The following is a 16,126-nucleotide window of genomic DNA, read 5'->3' as shown; positions in this document are numbered from 1 at the left end:
CAGCGGCTTTGACGCGTCAAGGCAGGGATGGCACAGGGGATTTCGTCAGGCCGGCGCAAGCGGAATGCGCTTGTCCGGTGCCGGGACAAGCCTCGGCGCGGGCCACAATGTCACGTTGCAAGCAGCCCAGCCGGCGCTTCCCGTCCGGCGCATGCCGTCGTCGCGCCCGGAGGAGAGCCGCCTCATGAAAATCCCGACGCCCCGCCTCGTCGCCCTGGCCGCCGCGCTGCTGGCCGCCGCGCTGGCGCGGGCCGACGTCAACGTCGGCGTCACGCTCTCCACCAGCGGCCCGGCCGCGTCGCTGGGCATCCCGGCGAAGCACACCATCGCGCTGCTGCCCGCCACGGTGGCCGGGCAGAAGCTGAACTACATCGTGCTCGACGACGCCTCGGACGCGCCCACGGCCGTTGCCAACGCGCGCCGCCTCGTGACCGAGCACAGGGTGGACGTGCTGCTGGGCAGCACCACCACGCCCAACTCGCTGGCCATGATCGACGTGGCCGCCGAGTCGCAGACGCCCATGATTTCCATGGCCGCCGGCGCACGCATCGTCGAGCCGCAGGACGCGCGCCGGCGCTGGGTCTTCAAGACGCCGCAGAACGACATCGCCATGTCGGTGGCCATCGCCGAGCACATGGCCGCGGCCGGCGTGCGCAACGTCGCCTTCATCGGCTTTGCCGACGCCTACGGCGAGGGCTGGTTCCAGGAGTTCAGCAAGGCCGCGGCGCTCAAGCGCATCGCCGTGGTGGCCAACGAGCGCTACGCCCGCACCGACAATGCCGTCGCCGCCCAGGCGTTCCGCATCCTGGCCGTCAAGCCCGACGCGGTGCTGGTGGCCGCCTCCGGCACCCCGGCCGTACTGCCGCAGCGCGCGCTGCGCGAGCGCGGCTACGCCGGGCGCTTCTACCAGACGCACGGCGTGGCCAACGCCGACTTCCTGCGCGTGGGCGGCAAGGACGTGGAAGGCACCGTGCTGCCCGCCGGCCCGGTGCTGGTGGCCGAGCAGCTGGCCGCCACGCACCCGGTGAGGAAGAGCGCCCTGGCGTACGTCGCCCTGTACGAGGCGGCTCACGGCAAGGGCAGCGTCTCCACCTTCGGCGCGCATGCCTGGGACGCCGGCCAGCTCGTGGCCGCCGCCGTGCCCGTGGCGCTGAAGAAGGCGCAGCCCGGGACGGCCGAGTTCCGCGCCGCGTTGCGCGATGCGCTGGAAACCATCCACGAGCTGCCCGGCGCGCACGGCATCTTCAGCCTCTCGCCCAGCGACCACCTCGGCCTCGACCACCGCGCGCGCGTGATGGTGAAGGTCGAGAACGGCGCCTGGAAGCTGCTGCCCCCGGTCCAGCCTTGAGCGCCGCGGCGGCGGCCGCAATGTGCGTCTTTACGCTGTAGCAAAGCAGGGGCAGCGGCCGCGCCACATCCGGCTGGCAGACTGCTCCTCGTGAATCAATCCGTGACATCCCTTCGTCCCTGGCGCCGCGCCGTGGCCTGCGCCGCGGTGGCGCTGCTGTCGGGCTGCGCGGCGATCCGCCCGCCCGCCGATGCCGAGGCCGCCCCCCGGCCCGCTGCCGGCGCCGGGGCCGCGCCATCGGCCCATGCCGCCGCCACCGCCTCGTGGTGGAGCCAGTTCGGCGACCCGCTGCTGCCCGGCCTGGTGGACGAGGCACTGCGCGCCAGCCCGCAGGCCGAGTCGGCGCGCGCCACGCTGCGCCAGGCCCGCGCGCTGCGCGACCTGGCCGCCGCGGGCCTGTATCCGAACCTCGGTGCCTCGGCCTCGGCCAGCCGCAGCCGCGCCCAGAACGCCACCGGCAACAGTTTCCGCACCGGCTTCGACGCGGCCTGGGAGCCCGACCTGTTCGGCCGCACCCGCGCCGGCGTCGCGGCCGCCGAACAGGACATCGCCGCCAGCGCGCTGTCGCTGGCCGACGTGCAGGTGTCGCTGGCGGCCGAGGTGGCCGTGAACCTGGTCACGCTGCGCGGCCTGCAGGCGCGGCTGGCGATCGCCCGGGACAACCTGGCCAGCCAGCTGGAGACGAACCAGATCGCGCAGTGGCGGCTGCAGGCCGGCCTGGCCACCTCGCTGGAGGCCGAGCAGGCCCGCGCCGCCGCCGAGCAGACGCAGGCGCAGATCCCGGCGCTGGAACTCTCGATCGCCCAGTTCGCCAGCGCGCTGGCGGTGCTCACCGGGCGGCCGCCCGGCATGCCGGGGCTGGAGCAGCCGGCGCCCATCCCGGCCGCGCCGGACGGCCTGGCGCAGAGCCTGCCCACCGACACGCTGCGCCAGCGCCCGGACGTGCGCGCCGCCGAGGCGCAGGTGCGCGCCGCGCTGGCGCGCGTCACCCAGGCCGACGCAGCGCGCTATCCCAGCTTCAGCTTGAGCGGCTCGCTCGGCCTGAGCGCGCTGACCGTGGGCGGGCTCACCGGCCCCGGCGCGGTGGTCAGCTCGCTGGTCGCGGGGCTGTCGCTGCCGCTCTTCGACGGCGGCGCCATCAACGCCCAGGTGCGCGCGCAACAGGCCGCGGCCCAGCAGTCGGCGGCCAGCCTGCAGTCGGTGGCGCTCAATGCGCTCAAGGAAGTGGAGGACGCGCTGGTCGAGCTGCGCAGCAGCCGCGAGCGCCAGGCCACGCTCGCGCGCGCGGCGCAGGCGGCTGCGAATGCCGCGCTGCTGGCCACGCAGCAGTACGGCGGCGGGCTGGTGGATTTCCAGACCGTGCTGCAGACCCAGCGCACCCAGTTTGCCCTGCAGGACAGCCTGGCCGCCGCGCAGGCCGACGCCGCCATCGCCCACGTGCGCCTGTACAAGGCGCTGGGCGGCGGCTGGCAGCCCGACGCCGCCACGGTGGCCATGCCCTGACACCTTTCGTGCCGGCGGCGCGCTTTGCGTGCGCTGCGGCCGGCCGAGCATCGAGACCGGATTCCCGAACCATGAAGTCCACCGACAAAGCCGACGCCAAGGCCGGCCCCGAACTCGACGCGCTGCTGGGCGCCGGCGCCCGGCCGCGGCCCTGGCGGCGCCGGCCCGCCACCTGGATCGGCGCGGGCGTGCTCGCCGCCGCGGTGGCCGGCGGCCTGGCCTGGCAGCAGCGCCAGGCGCAGCAGGCCGTGCCGGTGTTCGTCACCGAGCCGGTGACGCGCGGCGACCTCAGCTTGAGCGTCAGCGCCAACGGCACGCTGCAGCCCACGCGCACCGTGAACATCGGCAGCGAGCTCTCCGGCACCGTGGCGCGCGTGCTGGTGGACGTGAACGACCAGGTGAAGAAGGGCCAGGTGCTGGTCGAGCTGGACCGCACCCGGCTGCAGGGGCAGCTGGAGCGCTCGCGCGCCACGCTGGCCTCCAGCCGCGCCCGGGTGTCCCAGGCGGAGGCCACGCTGCGCGAGGCCCAGGCGCAACTCGGCCGCTTCGAGGAGGTGGCGCGGCTGTCCGGCGGCAAGGTGCCCTCGCAGTCCGAGCTCGACACCGCGCGCGCCAGCCTGGCGCGCGCGCAGGCCGACCTGAGCGCCGCGCGCGCGGCCGTGACCGACGCGCAGGCGCAGGTGCTCATCGACGAGACGAACCTGGGCAAGACCGCCATCCGCGCGCCCATCGACGGCGTGATCCTCACGCGCAGCGTGGACCCGGGCAACGCCGTGGCCGCCTCGCTGCAGGCGGTCACGCTCTTCACCCTGGCCGAGGACCTCAAGCGCATGCGGCTGCAGGTCAACGTGGACGAGGCCGACGTGGGGTCGCTCGCCGTGGGCCAGCAGGCCGACTTCAGCGTCAGCGCCTGGCCGCAGCGGCGCTACCCGGCCACCGTCACGCGCGTGGCTTACGGCTCCACCACCACCGACAACGTCGTGACCTACCCGACGCTGCTGGAGGTGGCCAACGAGGACCTGTCGCTGCGCCCGGGCATGACGGCCACGGCCACCATCCACAGCGACCCGCGCCGCGGCGTGCTGCTGGTGCCCAACCAAGCACTGCGCTTCACGCCCTCCACCGCGGCCGCGCCGCAGGACGGCGGCGGCCCGGCCGCGGGCGGCGGCGGCGGTGCCGGCGTCACCTCGGTGCTGATGCCGCGCATGCCGCGCAACGCACGCAAGCAGGCCGGCGAGGCCGCCGGCAGCGGCGCCAGCAGGACGCTGTGGCTGCTGCAGGAGGGCCGCCCCGTGGCCGTCACCGTCACCACCGGCGCCAGCGACGGCCGCCGCACCGAGGTGCGCAGCGACCAGCTCCAGCCCGGCATGCAGGTGATCGTGGACCAGCGCGCGCAGCCCAGGTGAGGCCGGGACGAGCATGAACGTGACCCCCCTGACAAACGCCGCCGAGCGCCAGCCGCTGATCCGGCTGCGCGGCATCACCAAGCGCTACGGCCAGGGCCAGGCCGCCTTCCTCGCGCTCAAGGGCGTGGACCTGGACATCGACGAGGGCGACTTCGTCGCCGTGATGGGCCCCAGCGGCTCCGGGAAAAGCACGGTGATGAACCTGCTCGGCTGCCTGGACGTGCCCAGCAGCGGCGAGTACTTCTTCCGCGGCGTGCCGGTGCACGCGCTGAGCCGCGACCAGCGCGCCCGGCTGCGCCGCCAGCAGCTCGGCTTCGTGTTCCAGGGTTTCAACCTCCTGGCGCGCACGTCGGCGCAGGAGAACGTCGAGCTGCCGCTGCTCTACCGCGGCACGCCCGCGAAGGAGCGGCGGCGCCTGGCGCTGGAGTCGCTCGACACCGTCGGGCTGGCGCAGTGGGCGCACCACACGCCGGCCGAGTTGTCGGGGGGGCAGCAGCAGCGCGTGGCCATCGCGCGGGCGCTGGTGACGGACCCGAAGGTGCTGCTGGCCGACGAGCCCACCGGCAACCTCGACACCCAGCGCAGCCGCGAGATCATGGAGCTGCTGTGGCGGCTCAACAGCGAGCGCGGCATCACCGTGCTGATGGTCACGCACGAGAGCGACATGGCCGCGTGGGCGCGGCGCGTCGTGCGCTTCGTCGATGGCCGCGTGGACAGCGACACGCGCAACGAGCGCCCGGCCGGGCTGGACGTGGCCGCCGCCGCGGCGGTGCCCGCCGATGAAGTGACGGGGCCCGCCTCGATCGTCTCGCAGGGAGCGAACTGATGCTGTGGAACAGCCTGCTGCTGGCGCTGCGCGAGATCCGCCGCCACCTGCTGCGCAGCTTCCTGACCATCCTGGGCATCGTCATCGGCGTGAGCGCCGTCATCACCATGGTGACGCTGGGCAAGGGCGCGACGCAGGCGGTGCAAAGCGAGATCACGAGCCTGGGCACCAACCTGCTCATGGTGCGCCCGGGCCAGCGCCTGGGCCCGGGCAGCGGCGGCGCCGGCGCGCCCAGCTTCACGGTGGAGGACGTGGCCGCCATCCGCGGCCAGATCGGCGGCGTGGCCGCGGTGGCACCGGAGGTGCGCTCCGGCGTGACGGTGGTGGCCAACGGCCGCAACTGGGCCACCAGCGTCACCGGCACCAGCAGCGACTACTTCTTCACCAACAACTGGCGCATCGCCGCGGGCCGCGGCTTCGAGGAGGCCGAGGAGCGCGCCGGCGCGGCGGTGTGCCTGATCGGCGAGACGGTGCGCCGCGAGCTGTTCGCGGCCGACGCCGCCCAGGTGCTGGGCCAGCGGTTGCGCATCAGGCAGTTCTCCTGCGAGGTGGCGGGCGTGCTGGCCTCCAAGGGGCAGGGCGCGATGGGCAACGACCAGGACGACGTGGTGCTCATGCCGCTGGCCACCGTGCAGCGCCGCGTCACGGGCAGCACGCGGGTGCAGACGATCCTGGTGTCGATGGCCGAGGGCAGCGACGCCGAGCGCGTGAAGGCCGGCATCCGCGACCTGCTGCGCGAGCGGCGCAAGCTCGCGGCCGGCGAGGAGGACAACTTCAACGTGCTCGACACCGCGCAGCTGGCGCAGACGTTTTCCAGCACCACGCGCGTGATGACGATGCTGCTGAGCGCCGTGGCCGCGGTGAGCCTGCTGGTGGGCGGCATCGGGATCATGAACATCATGCTGGTGAGCGTGACCGAGCGCACGCGCGAGATCGGCGTGCGCCTGGCCATCGGTGCGCTGGAGGCCGAGGTGCTGCTGCAGTTCCTGATCGAGGCCGTGGCGCTGGCGGCGCTGGGCGGCGTGATCGGCATCGTGCTGGCGGCCGTGTTCTCGGTCACCGGCGCGCGGCTGATGGGCGTGCCCTACACGTTTGACGTGCCCATCAACGTGCTGGCCTTCGTGTTCTCGGCGGGCATCGGCGTGCTCTTCGGCTACTTCCCGGCGCGGCGCGCGGCGCGGCTGGACCCGATCGAGGCGCTGCGGCACGAGTAAATTGATCCTGGCCCGGGATGGAACGCGGGCTGGCCGCCCGCGCCCGGGCGTGCGGTTTGCCAGGGCGCGGGCGCGGTTTCCCCTTCAGACCACCGCCCCACGATGAACGACCGCCCCGATCCTGCCCGCCCTGCCGAGCTTGCCGGCCGCCCGCGCCCGTTGCCCGACGACCACGAATCCGCCCGGCTGCGCAGCGGCCGCCTGGAGTACCGCGCCCTGCTGTGGCTGCTGGTGCTGGTGACGCTGGCCTTTGGCTGGATCCTGCTGCCCTACTACACGGCGGTGTTCTGGGCCGTGGTCACGGCGATCCTGTTCACCACGGTGCAGCGGCGCATCCAGCGCAACCTCAAGGGCCGCGCCAACGCCGCGGCGCTGCTGACGCTGCTGATCGTGCTGGTGATCGTGATCCTGCCGCTGACCATGGTCAGCTCGATGCTGGTGCAGGAGGCCATGGGCGTGCTGGCGCGGGTGCAGAGCGGCGAGATCAACTTCACCCGCTACGGCGAGCAGATCTACGCCGCGCTGCCGGACTGGCTCACCGGGCTGCTCGACCGCTTCGGGCTGGCCGACCTGGCCGGGCTCAAGGCGCAGCTGGGCGAGCGGCTGACGCAGGGCACGCAGATGCTGGCCGCGCGCGCGGTGGGCATCGGGCAGGGCACCTTCAACTTCCTCATCACCTTCGGCGTGATGCTGTACCTGCTGTTCTTCCTGCTGCGCGACGGCAACGCGCTGGCGGCGCGGGTGCGCCGCGCCATCCCGCTCGACGAGCAGGACAAGCGCGAGCTGCTCACGCGCTTCGCCACCGTGATCCGCGCCACCGTCAAGGGCAACATCGTGGTGGCGCTGGTGCAGGGCGCGCTGGGCAGCCTGGCCTTCTGGTTCCTGGGCATCCACGGCGCGCTGCTGTGGGGCGTGGTGATGGCGGTGCTGTCGCTGCTGCCGGCCGTGGGCGCGGCGCTGGTGTGGGGGCCGGTGGCCATCTACCTGCTGGTCACCGGCGCGATGTGGAAGGGCATCGCGCTGATCGCCTGGGGCGTGGTCGTGATCGGGCTGGTGGACAACGTGCTGCGCCCGATCCTGGTCGGCAAGGACACCAAGATGCCCGACTACCTGGTGCTGATCTCCACCCTCGGCGGCATCGCCGTGTTCGGGCTCAACGGCTTCGTCATCGGCCCGCTGATCGCCGCCCTCTTCATGGCCGCCTGGGACATCTTCATCGAGCGCCGCGAGAAGCGGCTGCCCGAAGTGCGCTGACGCCGCAGCCGTGGCAACCGGCCACGGGCACGGCGCGGTTGCAGGGACATGCCGGCGCCGGCCGGCAGCGGCGCGCCCCGGCACGTAGACTGCCGCGCTTTTGCGCGCGCCGCCCCGGCGCGCGTGCAGTCGGGCAGCGGGAGCGAGGCGGTGATGGACGGCAAGATTTGGCATTCGGCGGCAGCCGGTTTCGAGGCGGCGCGGCGGATGGATCGGCTGCCCGACGGCCACCGCGCACGCCACCTGCACGGCCACGGTTTCCAGGCCCGCGTGCGCGGCGCGCTGCCCGCCGGGGCGGCCGCCTTTCCCGGGGGCGAAGTCGAGGCACTGCACTCCCGGCTGGCCGAGGTGGCCGCGACGCTGGACCACCGCTTCCTCAACGACGTGCTGAACGAGCCCAGCGACGAGCGCCTGGCGCGCTGGATCGGCTGCCGCGTCGGGCTGCCGCTGGAAGTGGGCGTGCAGAGCATGGCCACGCGCGGCGTGGACCTGGACGGCGCTGGCCGCGCCCACGCCTGGCGCCGCTACGCCTTCCACTCCGCGCACCGCCTGCCCAACGTGCCCGAAGGCCACAAGTGCGGCCGCATGCACGGCCACGGCTTCGAGGCGCTGATCCATGCCGAGGGCGTGAGCCACGAGCGCCTCGACGCCGCCTGGGCCCCGCTGCAGGCGCGGCTGCACATGGCCTGCCTCAACGAGTTGCCCGGGCTGGAGAACCCGACGAGCGAGATGCTGTCCAGCTGGATCTGGGAGCGGCTGCGCCCGGAGTTGTCCGGGGCGCTGCACGTCGCGGTGTTCGAGACGGCCTCCTGCGGCGCCTGCCACGACGGCCACCAGTGGCGCACCTGGAAGGAGTTCACCCTGGACAGCGCGCTGATGCTCAAGCGCGCACCGGAGGGCAGCCCCTTGAGCCGCCTGCACGGCCACACCTACACGCTGCGCCTGCACTTGGCGGCGCCGCTGGACGCGCTGATGGGCTGGACGCTGGACTTCGGCGACGTGAAGCGCCTGTTCGACCCGGTGTTCCGCAGCCTGGACCACAGGCCGCTGCACGAGATCGAGGGCCTGGCCGACTGCGACGCCGCGACGCTGGCGCAGTGGGTGCTGGCGCAGGCGCGCGAGCGGCTGCCGCAGGTGGACCGGGTGGACCTTCACGAGACGCCCGGCTGCGGCGCTACGGTGCAGCTGGGCGGCGCCGCGCCGGCGCTGCCGGTCTGAGCGGGGCAGGAAGCCATGACGTACGCGGTCAAGGAAATCTTCTACACGCTGCAGGGTGAGGGCGCGCAGGCCGGGCGCGCGGCGGTGTTCTGCCGCTTTGCCGGCTGCAACCTCTGGAGCGGGCGAGAGCAGGACCGCGCCACGGCCGCCTGCCGCTTCTGCGACACCGACTTCGTCGGAACCGACGGCCCGGGCGGCGGCAAGTTCGCCGACGCGCCGGCGCTGGCGGATGCGGTCGCGGCGCAGTGGCCGGGCAGCGAGGGCAAGCCGCTGGTGGTGTGCACCGGCGGCGAGCCGCTGCTGCAGCTCGACACGGCGCTGATCGACGCGCTGCACGTGCGCGGCTTCGAGATCGCGGTGGAGACGAACGGCACGCAGCCGGCGCCCGCGGGGCTGGACTGGATCTGTGTCAGCCCCAAGGCCGATGCGCCGGTGGTGCTCACGCGCGGCGACGAGCTCAAGCTGGTCTTTCCGCAGGCGCTGGCGCGGCCCGAGCGCTTCGAGCAGCTGGATTTCAGGCATTTCATCCTGCAGCCGTTGGACGGCCCGGAGCGCGAGCGCAACACGCGCCTGGCGCTGGACTACTGCCTGGCGCACCCGCGCTGGCGGCTGGGGCTGCAGACGCACAAGCTGCTCGACATTCCCTGAAGGGACGGCGTCAGTCTTGAGGCGATAATGCGCCCCTTGCCCGCCGTGCCCCGCGCACGGCAGCCCGCCCGGGTGGCGAAATCGGTAGACGCAGCGGACTTAAAATCCGCCGCCGCTAAAACGGCTTACGGGTTCGAGTCCCGTTCCGGGCACCAAATAAAGTCCTCAAGATTCATGTCGGCTCGCCGGGAAGGCGCCTGATATTTTCACGTGCCGTCGCCGAAATGCCTGGGGTTTCAGCACATTCTCCGGGGTATTTTCCAACGGCTTATTGATTCGCCGCCTCGCTTTTTGTCGTTTCGACAATTGCTTTGCCGCATCATTTCTGCATTCGTTTGTCCTGAGCGGGACGGATACGGTTCGCAGGCCGCCGGCATGCCGGCCGGAGCAGCGGTTGGAGTTCGTCGATGTCAACGAGTGTCAACATAGAATGCCTCCATGTTGACATGAGCAGACATCATGCGTGCCCGAGACCCGCTCTCCGAACCCTTTGAAGTGACCCAGTTCGTGGCCGAGGTCGGCACGCGCATCCGCGTGCAGCGCCTGGCACGGGGGCTGTCGCAGGCGGACCTGGCCGAGCGGGCCGACATCAGCCGGCAGACGCTCATGGCGATCGAGGCGGGCGCCCTGTCCACCCGCTTTGCCGACGTGGCACGGGTGCTGTGGGCGCTGGACGACGTCAGCCTTCAAGGCGCGCTGGCCTCGGCGACCGAGGACGAGGCTTACCAGGACGCCGTGCGCAGCCGGCTGCCGCGCTTCAAGCGCCGGGCGAAAAAGGAATCGGCATGACCCGGCGTGCCCCGGTATTCCGGTGGAGCCACGATGACGCGCAGGGCCGCCAGGCCGTGCGCGTGGGTGAATTGACGCAGGAAGCCACCCGCTGGGAATTCCGCTACGACGCCGATTACCTGGCCCGCGGACTCCAGGCCTAGGAACTGGACCCGACCGGCATTCGCACCAAGCAGCGCTCGGCCTATTCACGGCTGGGGCCTGCGCCGCATCCCGTGTTTTGCGACATTGCCTTGTCCGGCTGGGCGCTGGATGCGGTGCAAAAAAGGGCAGGGAAGGTTCTGCCGGATTGGAATATCGATCCCGACGAGCCCTGGGGCTGGTGGGAGCGCTTGATCTTCGCGCCGGCCGATGGCTTTGGTGCCTTGTTTGTCGGGGATGTTCAAGACAAGCAGCGCGTGGAAGCCGCGCTGGTCGAGGAATTGAGCCGGGTCACGAAAGCGTCGCTGGAACGAATCGCGCTGGGAGAATCGTCGTCCGGGGCGCTGGGCGGTGAGCGGCCCAAGATTGCCATTCATTGGGAGGACGACCGCAATCCGGGGCCCGTTCATCCCAGCATTTTGAAATTCGCGCTGCCGAGTGAGCGGCCGGACAGCGTAATCGCGGAGGCCACGGCGTTGAGCCTGGCCCGGGAAATGGGGCTGCGCGTGCCCGAGCACCGCGTGACATGGTGGGGCGGGCAGCCGGCCTTGTGCATTTGCCGGTTCGACCGGGGACCGCGAATCGACGGCCCTGCTTTTCATTGCGTCAGCGCCGCCACCGCGCTGGACCTGGTTCCCGGTTCCCAAGTGGAAGACCCGAAGCAGAGTTACGTGCGCCTGCGCTCCAAACTCAAGCGCCCGGGCGACGGGCTGGAGTTGTTCAAGCGCATCGTCCTCAATGCCGTGGTCGGCAATACCGACGACCATCCCTGGAATACCAGCCTGCGCCAGGTCGGCCTGGGCGACTGGGAATTGGCGCCGCTCTACGACGTGCTGCCCTTCTTTTCGCGCACGGGCCGGCCGGTATTCCGGATGGCCATCACGGACCGTCAGGAGCGTGTCGGTTCAATATCCAACCTGGTATCGGCTGGACGCCTGATCGGCGGGTTGCAGGAGGAAATGGCCCGGCAATTGATTGCCGAAATCAGCAGCCACGTGCGAGACCATTGGCAAACCATTTTCGAAAGGCATGCCCAGGGCCAGGCTGAAGCCGCCATGGAAGATTGGGCGCCGGTTTTCGAATTTGACGGCATGGCCTGAATCCCGGCACTGGAAAGACTGGTGCTGCGGCGGGAATCTCCCTTGCCGGTGGCTGGCTCGGCCCGCGCACCGCGGATTTCCGCCGGTGCCGGCTCCCACCCGTCAAAGCAGGAGACAACGCCATGAGCACCCTCATCAAACCCCTAGTCCGTGGCCTGGGCGCGCTGGCCCTTGCGGCCGCCGTCGTGCCCGCCGCCTGGGCGCAGAGCGGCGGCAGCGGGTCGTCGGGCACGACCATGAGCCCGTCCACCGCGGCGCCGGCGGCTTCGGGCACGCCCGCGGGCGGCAACAAGGCCGGCAAGCCGCCGGTGGCCGATGCGGCCGGGCAGGCCGAGGCCGCAGTGGACAAGCCGGCCCAGGGCGGCACGCAGGGCGGTCCGTCGCCGGAAAGCTCCACGGGGGCCAGCAGCCGGTCGGGGGCGGGCTCCACCACGGGCAGCGGCGCCACGATGGGCAGCGGCTCCACTACGGGCAGCGGCGCGACGGCGGGCAGCGGCTCCACCAGCGGCAGCAGCGGCACGTCCTCCGGCTCCCGCAGCGGCGGCGCGACGATGGGCGGCTCCGGCAGCGGCAACAGCCGCTGACGTTCAACAAGCTCCGCTGGCTTCCGATCCCGAGGCGCCACGCGCGCCTCGGCCGTGCATTTGCCCCCTTCAACAGGCGGCGCGCGGGCGCCCAGGCCGCACACTCGCGGCTTCCACAGCCCTGCCGCACCGTCCGGCGCCCGGTCCTCACGTCCCGGCGCCGGCCGCGGCCCGCGCCATGCCTGCCATTACCCATTCCCTGCTCAATCCCGGCGTGCGCCGCCGCGAGGTTTTCGGCTGGGCGATGTACGACTTCGCCAACTCGGGCTACACGACGGTGGTCCTCACCGCCGTCTTCAACGCCTACTTCGTGGGCGTGGTGGCGGGCAACACCGCCTGGGCCACGCTGGCGTGGACGCTGACGGTGGGCGCGTCGAACCTGCTGGTGATGGCGCTGCAGCCGGCGCTGGGCGCCTGGGCGGACCGGCATGGCGCCAAGAAGCGGCTGCTGGCCGTGGTCACCATCGGCTGCGTGCTCAGCACCGCGCTGCTGGCGGGCTGCGGGAGGGGCGACCTGGCGCTGGCGGTGGTGGCGGTGGTGCTGTCCAACGCCTTCTACAGCGCCGGCGAGTCGCTGTGCGCCGCCTTCCTGCCCGAGCTGGCGCGGCGCGAGGCGCTGGGCCGCGTCTCGGGCTGGGGCTGGAGCTTCGGCTTCCTGGGCGGGATGCTCAGCCTGGGCCTGGGACTGGCCTGGGTGCTGCACGCGCAGGCCCAGGGGCAGGACGCGACGCAGTACGTGCCGGTGACGATGCTGATCACGGCCGGCGTCTACGCCCTGGCCTCGCTGCCCACCTTCGCGCTGCTGCGCGAGCGCGCGCAGCCGCGGCCGGGCGCCGGGGCGTCCGCCGGGCTGGTCGAGTCGCTGCGGCGCCTGCGCGGCACCTGGCACGCCGCGCGGCACTACCCGGACTTCGGCCGGCTGCTGGCCTGCACCGCGGCCTACCAGGCGGGCATCGCGGCGGTGATCATGCTGTCGGCGGTCTATGCCGAGGCGGTGCTGGGCTTCACGCGCGTGCAGACCATGACGCTGATCTTCCTGGTCAACATCGCCGCGGCGCTGGGCGCCTTCGCCTTCGGCTACTGGCAGGACCAGGCCGGCCACAAGCGCGCGCTGGCGGTGACGCTGCTGGGCTGGATCGTGATGACGGTGCTGGCCGCGGCGTCCACCGGGCCGGCGCTGTTCTGGTGCGCGGCCACGCTGGCCGGGCTGTGCATCGGCTCCAGCCAGTCGGCGGCGCGCACGCTGGTCGGGCTGCTGGCGCCGCCGGCGCGGCTGGCCGAGTTCTTCGGGCTGTGGACCTGGGCCACGCGGCTGGCCGCCGTGGCCGGGCCGGTCAGCTACGGGCTGGTGAACTGGCTCAGCGGCGGGAATCACCGGCTGTCCGTCGCGTTCACGGGACTGTTCTTCGTGCTGGGGCTGGTGCTGCTCAAGCCGCTGGATTTGCAGCGGGGCAGGGCGGCGGCGGAAGCCGCCTAGCGCTCACGGCAGCGCGGCCGCCGTCACGTCCCAGTCCGGCCCGAGCCAGCGCCGCGCGAAGGCGCCGAGCTGCGCCGGGTCGCCGCTGCTCCACAGCTGCAGCGCCGGCAGGTCCAGGTTCGAGGCCGGCAGCCGCGCCGCCAGCGTGGCGGTGTGGCGCGCCACGGCCTCGGCCGTGTCCACCAGGGCGACGCCGGGCAGCGCCTCGCGGATCAGCGGCGCGGCAAAGGGATAGTGGGTGCAGCCCAGCACCACCACGTCGCAGCCGGCCTCGCGCAGCGGCGCGCAGTGGCGCCGGACCACGGCGCGCAGCTCGGCCGATTGCAGGTCGCCGCGCTCGATGGCCAGCGCCAGGCCCGGGCAGGGCTGCAGGTGCACCGCCGCGTGCGTGGGCTGCGCGGCCAGCAGGCGCTGGAACTTGCGGCTGGCCAGCGTGCCGCTGGTGGCCATCACGCCCACGTGCCCGCGGCGCGTGAGCGCCACGGCCGGCTTCACGCCGGGCTCGATGCCGACCATGGGCGTCTGCGGATGCGCCTGCCGCAGCGCCTCCACCGCGGCGGCCGTGGCCGTGTTGCAGGCCACCACCAGCATCTGCGCCCCCTGCGACAGCAGGAAGGCCGCGATGTGCAGCGCCCGCTCCACGATGAAAGCCTCGCCGCGTTCGCCGTAGGGCGCGTGGCCGCTGTCGGCCACGTACAGCAGCCGCGCGCCGGGCAGCGCCGCGCGCAGCGCGGGCAGCACCGACAAGCCGCCGACGCCGGAATCGAACACGCCGATGCAGCAGCCGGCGGCAGGGGAAACATTCATGGCGGCGGCAGTGTAGCCAGCGGCCGACCCTGCACCGGCGAGGCGCAGGGGGCACTCTAAAATCGCCCGTCAAGCCTCATTCAAATGACAGGAGCGATCATGAAGCTGCTGGTGCCCGTGAAGCGGGTGGTGGACTACAACGTGAAGGTCCGGGTCAAGTCCGACGGCTCGGGCATGGACCTCGCCGGCGTGAAGATGAGCATGAACCCCTTCGACGAGATCGCCGTCGAGGAAGCGGTCCGGCTCAAGGAGAAGGGCGTGGCCACGGAGATCATCGCCGTGTCCTGCGGCGTGGCGCAGTGCCAGGAGACGCTGCGCACGGCTCTCGCGATCGGCGCCGACCGCGCCATCCTGGTCGAGACCGATGCGGAGCTGCAGCCGCTGGCCGTGGCCAAGATCCTCAAGGCGCTCATCGACAAGGAACAGCCGGGCCTGGTGATTCTGGGCAAGCAGGCCATCGACGACGACTGCAACCAGGTCGGCCAGATGCTGGCAGCCCTGGCCGACCTGCCGCAGGCAACCTTCGCTTCCAAGGTCGAAGTCGCCGACGGCAAGGCCCAGGTCACGCGCGAGGTGGACGGCGGCCTGGAGACGGTGTCGGTGACGCTGCCGGCGGTCGTGACGACCGACCTGCGCCTCAACGAGCCGCGCTACGTGACGCTGCCCAACATCATGAAGGCCAAGAAGAAGCCGCTGGAGAACGTCAAGCCGGCCGACCTGGGCGTGGACGTGACGCCGCGTCTCAAGACGCTCAAGGTCAGCGAGCCGCCCAAGCGCGGCGCCGGCGTGAAGGTGCCCGACGTGGCCACCCTCGTGGACAAGCTCAAGAACGAAGCCAAGGTGATCTGACATGACCGCACTCGTCATCGCCGAACACGACAACGCGAGCCTGAAGGCCGCGACCCTGAACACCGTCACCGCCGCGCTGGCTTGCGGCGGCGAGGTGCATGTGCTGGTGGCCGGCGAGAACGCCGCCGCCGTGGCGCAGGCCGCCAGCCAGATCGCCGGCGTCGCCAAGGTGCTGCATGCCGACTCGCCGGCACTCGGCGCGCAGCTGGCCGAGAACGTCGCGGCTCAGGTGCTGGCCGTGGCCGACACCTACAGCCACATCCTGTTCCCGTCCACCGCCGCCGGGCGCAACGCCGCGCCGCGCGTGGCCGCCAAGCTGGACGTGGCGCAACTGAGCGACATCACCAAGGTCGATGCGCCCGACACCTTCGAGCGCCCGATCTACGCCGGCAACGCCATCGCCATCGTGCAGAGCGCCGACCCGGTCAAGGTCATCACGGTGCGCACCACCGGCTTCGACGCGGCGGCGGCCACCGGCGGCAGCGCGGCGGTGGAGACCATCGCGGCCGTCGCCGACAGCGGCAAGAGTGCCTTCGTCGGCCGCGAGCTGACCAAGTCGGACCGGCCCGAGCTGACGGCCGCGAAGATCATCGTCTCGGGCGGCCGCGCGCTGGGCTCGGCCGAGAAGTTCACGGAAGTGCTCACGCCGCTGGCGGACAAACTGGGCGCCGCGCTGGGTGCCAGCCGCGCCGCGGTGGACGCCGGTTACGCGCCCAACGACTGGCAGGTGGGCCAGACCGGCAAGATCGTGGCACCGACGCTCTACATCGCCTGCGGCATCAGCGGGGCGATCCAGCACCTGGCCGGGATGAAGGATTCCAAGGTGATCGTGGCGATCAACAAGGACCCGGAGGCGCCGATCTTCTCGGTGGCCGACTACAGCCTGGAGGCCGACGTGTTCGAGGCCGTGCCGGCGCTGGTCAAGGCGCTATAAGCCAAGCAAGACCCAGGGCGCCGCGGCG

At 72.1% G+C, this 16,126-nt stretch carries 16 protein-coding genes and 1 tRNA gene; 16 read left to right on the top strand and 1 reads right to left on the bottom strand.

Features of this window, described 5'->3' with window-relative positions:
* Positions 1–184: 184 nt before the first annotated feature.
* The 14 genes from FJ694_RS05835 (at position 185) to FJ694_RS05770 (ending at position 13,508) form a co-directional block, all read left to right on the top strand.
* Positions 185–1,348: an ABC transporter substrate-binding protein gene (locus FJ694_RS05835; RefSeq protein WP_157265158.1), complete on the top strand. Its 1,164-nt coding sequence runs from the start codon at positions 185–187 to the stop codon at positions 1,346–1,348.
* Positions 1,349–1,450: 102 nt separating this feature from the next.
* Entirely contained in the window at positions 1,451–2,851 is a 1,401-nt protein-coding gene (locus tag FJ694_RS05830; protein WP_232539911.1) for an efflux transporter outer membrane subunit, read from the top strand.
* 71 nt (positions 2,852–2,922) lie between these two features.
* Positions 2,923–4,257 (top strand): efflux RND transporter periplasmic adaptor subunit, encoded by a 1,335-nt coding sequence (locus tag FJ694_RS05825; RefSeq protein WP_157265156.1) that lies wholly within the window; start codon positions 2,923–2,925, stop codon positions 4,255–4,257.
* 13 nt (positions 4,258–4,270) lie between these two features.
* On the top strand, positions 4,271–5,083 hold the full coding sequence (locus FJ694_RS05820; protein ID WP_157265154.1) for an ABC transporter ATP-binding protein: 813 nt from the start codon (positions 4,271–4,273) through the stop codon (positions 5,081–5,083).
* The gene (locus tag FJ694_RS05815) at positions 5,083–6,297 is read left to right on the top strand and encodes an ABC transporter permease (protein ID WP_157265152.1); all 1,215 of its coding nucleotides are present in this window, start codon (positions 5,083–5,085) and stop codon (positions 6,295–6,297) included. The genes FJ694_RS05820 and FJ694_RS05815 overlap by 1 nt, the downstream gene beginning before the upstream one ends.
* 102 nt (positions 6,298–6,399) lie before the next feature.
* The gene (locus tag FJ694_RS05810; protein ID WP_198320728.1) at positions 6,400–7,551 is read left to right on the top strand and encodes an AI-2E family transporter; all 1,152 of its coding nucleotides are present in this window, start codon (positions 6,400–6,402) and stop codon (positions 7,549–7,551) included.
* A gap of 153 nt (positions 7,552–7,704) precedes the next feature.
* Positions 7,705–8,769: a 6-carboxytetrahydropterin synthase gene (locus FJ694_RS05805; RefSeq protein ID WP_157265150.1), complete on the top strand. Its 1,065-nt coding sequence runs from the start codon at positions 7,705–7,707 to the stop codon at positions 8,767–8,769.
* Between the two features lie 15 nt (positions 8,770–8,784).
* Complete coding sequence (gene queE / locus FJ694_RS05800) at positions 8,785–9,417, top strand: 7-carboxy-7-deazaguanine synthase (protein ID WP_157265148.1); 633 nt, start codon at positions 8,785–8,787, stop codon at positions 9,415–9,417.
* Positions 9,418–9,483: 66 nt separating this feature from the next.
* Positions 9,484–9,572, top strand: a tRNA-Leu gene (locus FJ694_RS05795).
* A 304-nt stretch (positions 9,573–9,876) separates the two neighbouring features.
* Positions 9,877–10,206, top strand: a complete 330-nt coding sequence (locus FJ694_RS05790) for a helix-turn-helix transcriptional regulator (protein WP_157265146.1) — start codon at positions 9,877–9,879, stop codon at positions 10,204–10,206.
* Entirely contained in the window at positions 10,203–10,349 is a 147-nt protein-coding gene (locus FJ694_RS05785; protein ID WP_157265144.1) for a hypothetical protein, read from the top strand. Before FJ694_RS05790 ends, FJ694_RS05785 begins: the two co-directional genes overlap by 4 nt.
* Before the next feature lie 72 nt (positions 10,350–10,421).
* Positions 10,422–11,447 (top strand): type II toxin-antitoxin system HipA family toxin, encoded by a 1,026-nt coding sequence (locus FJ694_RS05780; RefSeq protein WP_157265142.1) that lies wholly within the window; start codon positions 10,422–10,424, stop codon positions 11,445–11,447.
* Positions 11,448–11,569: 122 nt separating this feature from the next.
* The gene (locus FJ694_RS05775; RefSeq protein WP_157265140.1) at positions 11,570–12,031 is read left to right on the top strand and encodes a hypothetical protein; all 462 of its coding nucleotides are present in this window, start codon (positions 11,570–11,572) and stop codon (positions 12,029–12,031) included.
* A gap of 178 nt (positions 12,032–12,209) precedes the next feature.
* On the top strand, positions 12,210–13,508 hold the full coding sequence (locus tag FJ694_RS05770) for an MFS transporter (protein ID WP_157265138.1): 1,299 nt from the start codon (positions 12,210–12,212) through the stop codon (positions 13,506–13,508).
* Between the two features lie 3 nt (positions 13,509–13,511).
* On the opposite strand, the gene murI is transcribed toward FJ694_RS05770, so the two are convergent.
* On the bottom strand, positions 13,512–14,315 hold the full coding sequence (murI, locus tag FJ694_RS05765) for a glutamate racemase (protein ID WP_157265136.1): 804 nt from the start codon (positions 14,313–14,315) through the stop codon (positions 13,512–13,514).
* 99 nt (positions 14,316–14,414) lie between these two features.
* Here murI and FJ694_RS05760 point away from each other — a divergent pair, with 99 nt between their 5' ends.
* Together FJ694_RS05760 and FJ694_RS05755 are read left to right on the top strand one after the other, a co-directional pair.
* Positions 14,415–15,164 (top strand): electron transfer flavoprotein subunit beta/FixA family protein, encoded by a 750-nt coding sequence (locus FJ694_RS05760; RefSeq protein ID WP_157265134.1) that lies wholly within the window; start codon positions 14,415–14,417, stop codon positions 15,162–15,164.
* Between the two features lies 1 nt (position 15,165).
* Positions 15,166–16,098 carry an electron transfer flavoprotein subunit alpha/FixB family protein gene (locus tag FJ694_RS05755; protein WP_157265132.1) on the top strand — a complete coding sequence of 311 codons (933 nt, stop codon included), beginning with the start codon at positions 15,166–15,168 and terminating at the stop codon, positions 16,096–16,098.
* The last annotated feature ends 28 nt before the right edge of the window (positions 16,099–16,126 follow it).

The sequence above is a fragment of the Azohydromonas aeria genome, assembly GCF_009760915.1.
GTDB lineage: Bacteria > Pseudomonadota > Gammaproteobacteria > Burkholderiales > Burkholderiaceae_C > Azohydromonas > Azohydromonas aeria.
The sequence above is the reverse complement of the archived record's forward strand: the minus strand, read 5'-3'. Positions and strand labels throughout refer to the sequence as shown.

What these genes read in the sequence shown, in the direction of transcription:
- FJ694_RS05835 (WP_157265158.1), top strand. Translation starts at nt 185, where the DNA reads ATGAAAATCCCGACGCCCCGCCTCGTCGCCCTGGCCGCCGCGCTGCTG.
- FJ694_RS05825 (WP_157265156.1), top strand. Translation starts at nt 2,923, where the DNA reads ATGAAGTCCACCGACAAAGCCGACGCCAAGGCCGGCCCCGAACTCGAC.
- FJ694_RS05820 (WP_157265154.1), top strand. Translation starts at nt 4,271, where the DNA reads ATGAACGTGACCCCCCTGACAAACGCCGCCGAGCGCCAGCCGCTGATC.
- FJ694_RS05815 (WP_157265152.1), top strand. Translation starts at nt 5,083, where the DNA reads ATGCTGTGGAACAGCCTGCTGCTGGCGCTGCGCGAGATCCGCCGCCAC.
- FJ694_RS05810 (WP_198320728.1), top strand. Translation starts at nt 6,400, where the DNA reads ATGAACGACCGCCCCGATCCTGCCCGCCCTGCCGAGCTTGCCGGCCGC.
- FJ694_RS05805 (WP_157265150.1), top strand. Translation starts at nt 7,705, where the DNA reads ATGGACGGCAAGATTTGGCATTCGGCGGCAGCCGGTTTCGAGGCGGCG.
- queE (WP_157265148.1), top strand. Translation starts at nt 8,785, where the DNA reads ATGACGTACGCGGTCAAGGAAATCTTCTACACGCTGCAGGGTGAGGGC.
- FJ694_RS05790 (WP_157265146.1), top strand. Translation starts at nt 9,877, where the DNA reads ATGCGTGCCCGAGACCCGCTCTCCGAACCCTTTGAAGTGACCCAGTTC.
- FJ694_RS05785 (WP_157265144.1), top strand. Translation starts at nt 10,203, where the DNA reads ATGACCCGGCGTGCCCCGGTATTCCGGTGGAGCCACGATGACGCGCAG.
- FJ694_RS05775 (WP_157265140.1), top strand. Translation starts at nt 11,570, where the DNA reads ATGAGCACCCTCATCAAACCCCTAGTCCGTGGCCTGGGCGCGCTGGCC.
- FJ694_RS05770 (WP_157265138.1), top strand. Translation starts at nt 12,210, where the DNA reads ATGCCTGCCATTACCCATTCCCTGCTCAATCCCGGCGTGCGCCGCCGC.
- murI (WP_157265136.1), bottom strand. Translation starts at nt 14,315, where the DNA reads ATGAATGTTTCCCCTGCCGCCGGCTGCTGCATCGGCGTGTTCGATTCC.
- FJ694_RS05760 (WP_157265134.1), top strand. Translation starts at nt 14,415, where the DNA reads ATGAAGCTGCTGGTGCCCGTGAAGCGGGTGGTGGACTACAACGTGAAG.
- FJ694_RS05755 (WP_157265132.1), top strand. Translation starts at nt 15,166, where the DNA reads ATGACCGCACTCGTCATCGCCGAACACGACAACGCGAGCCTGAAGGCC.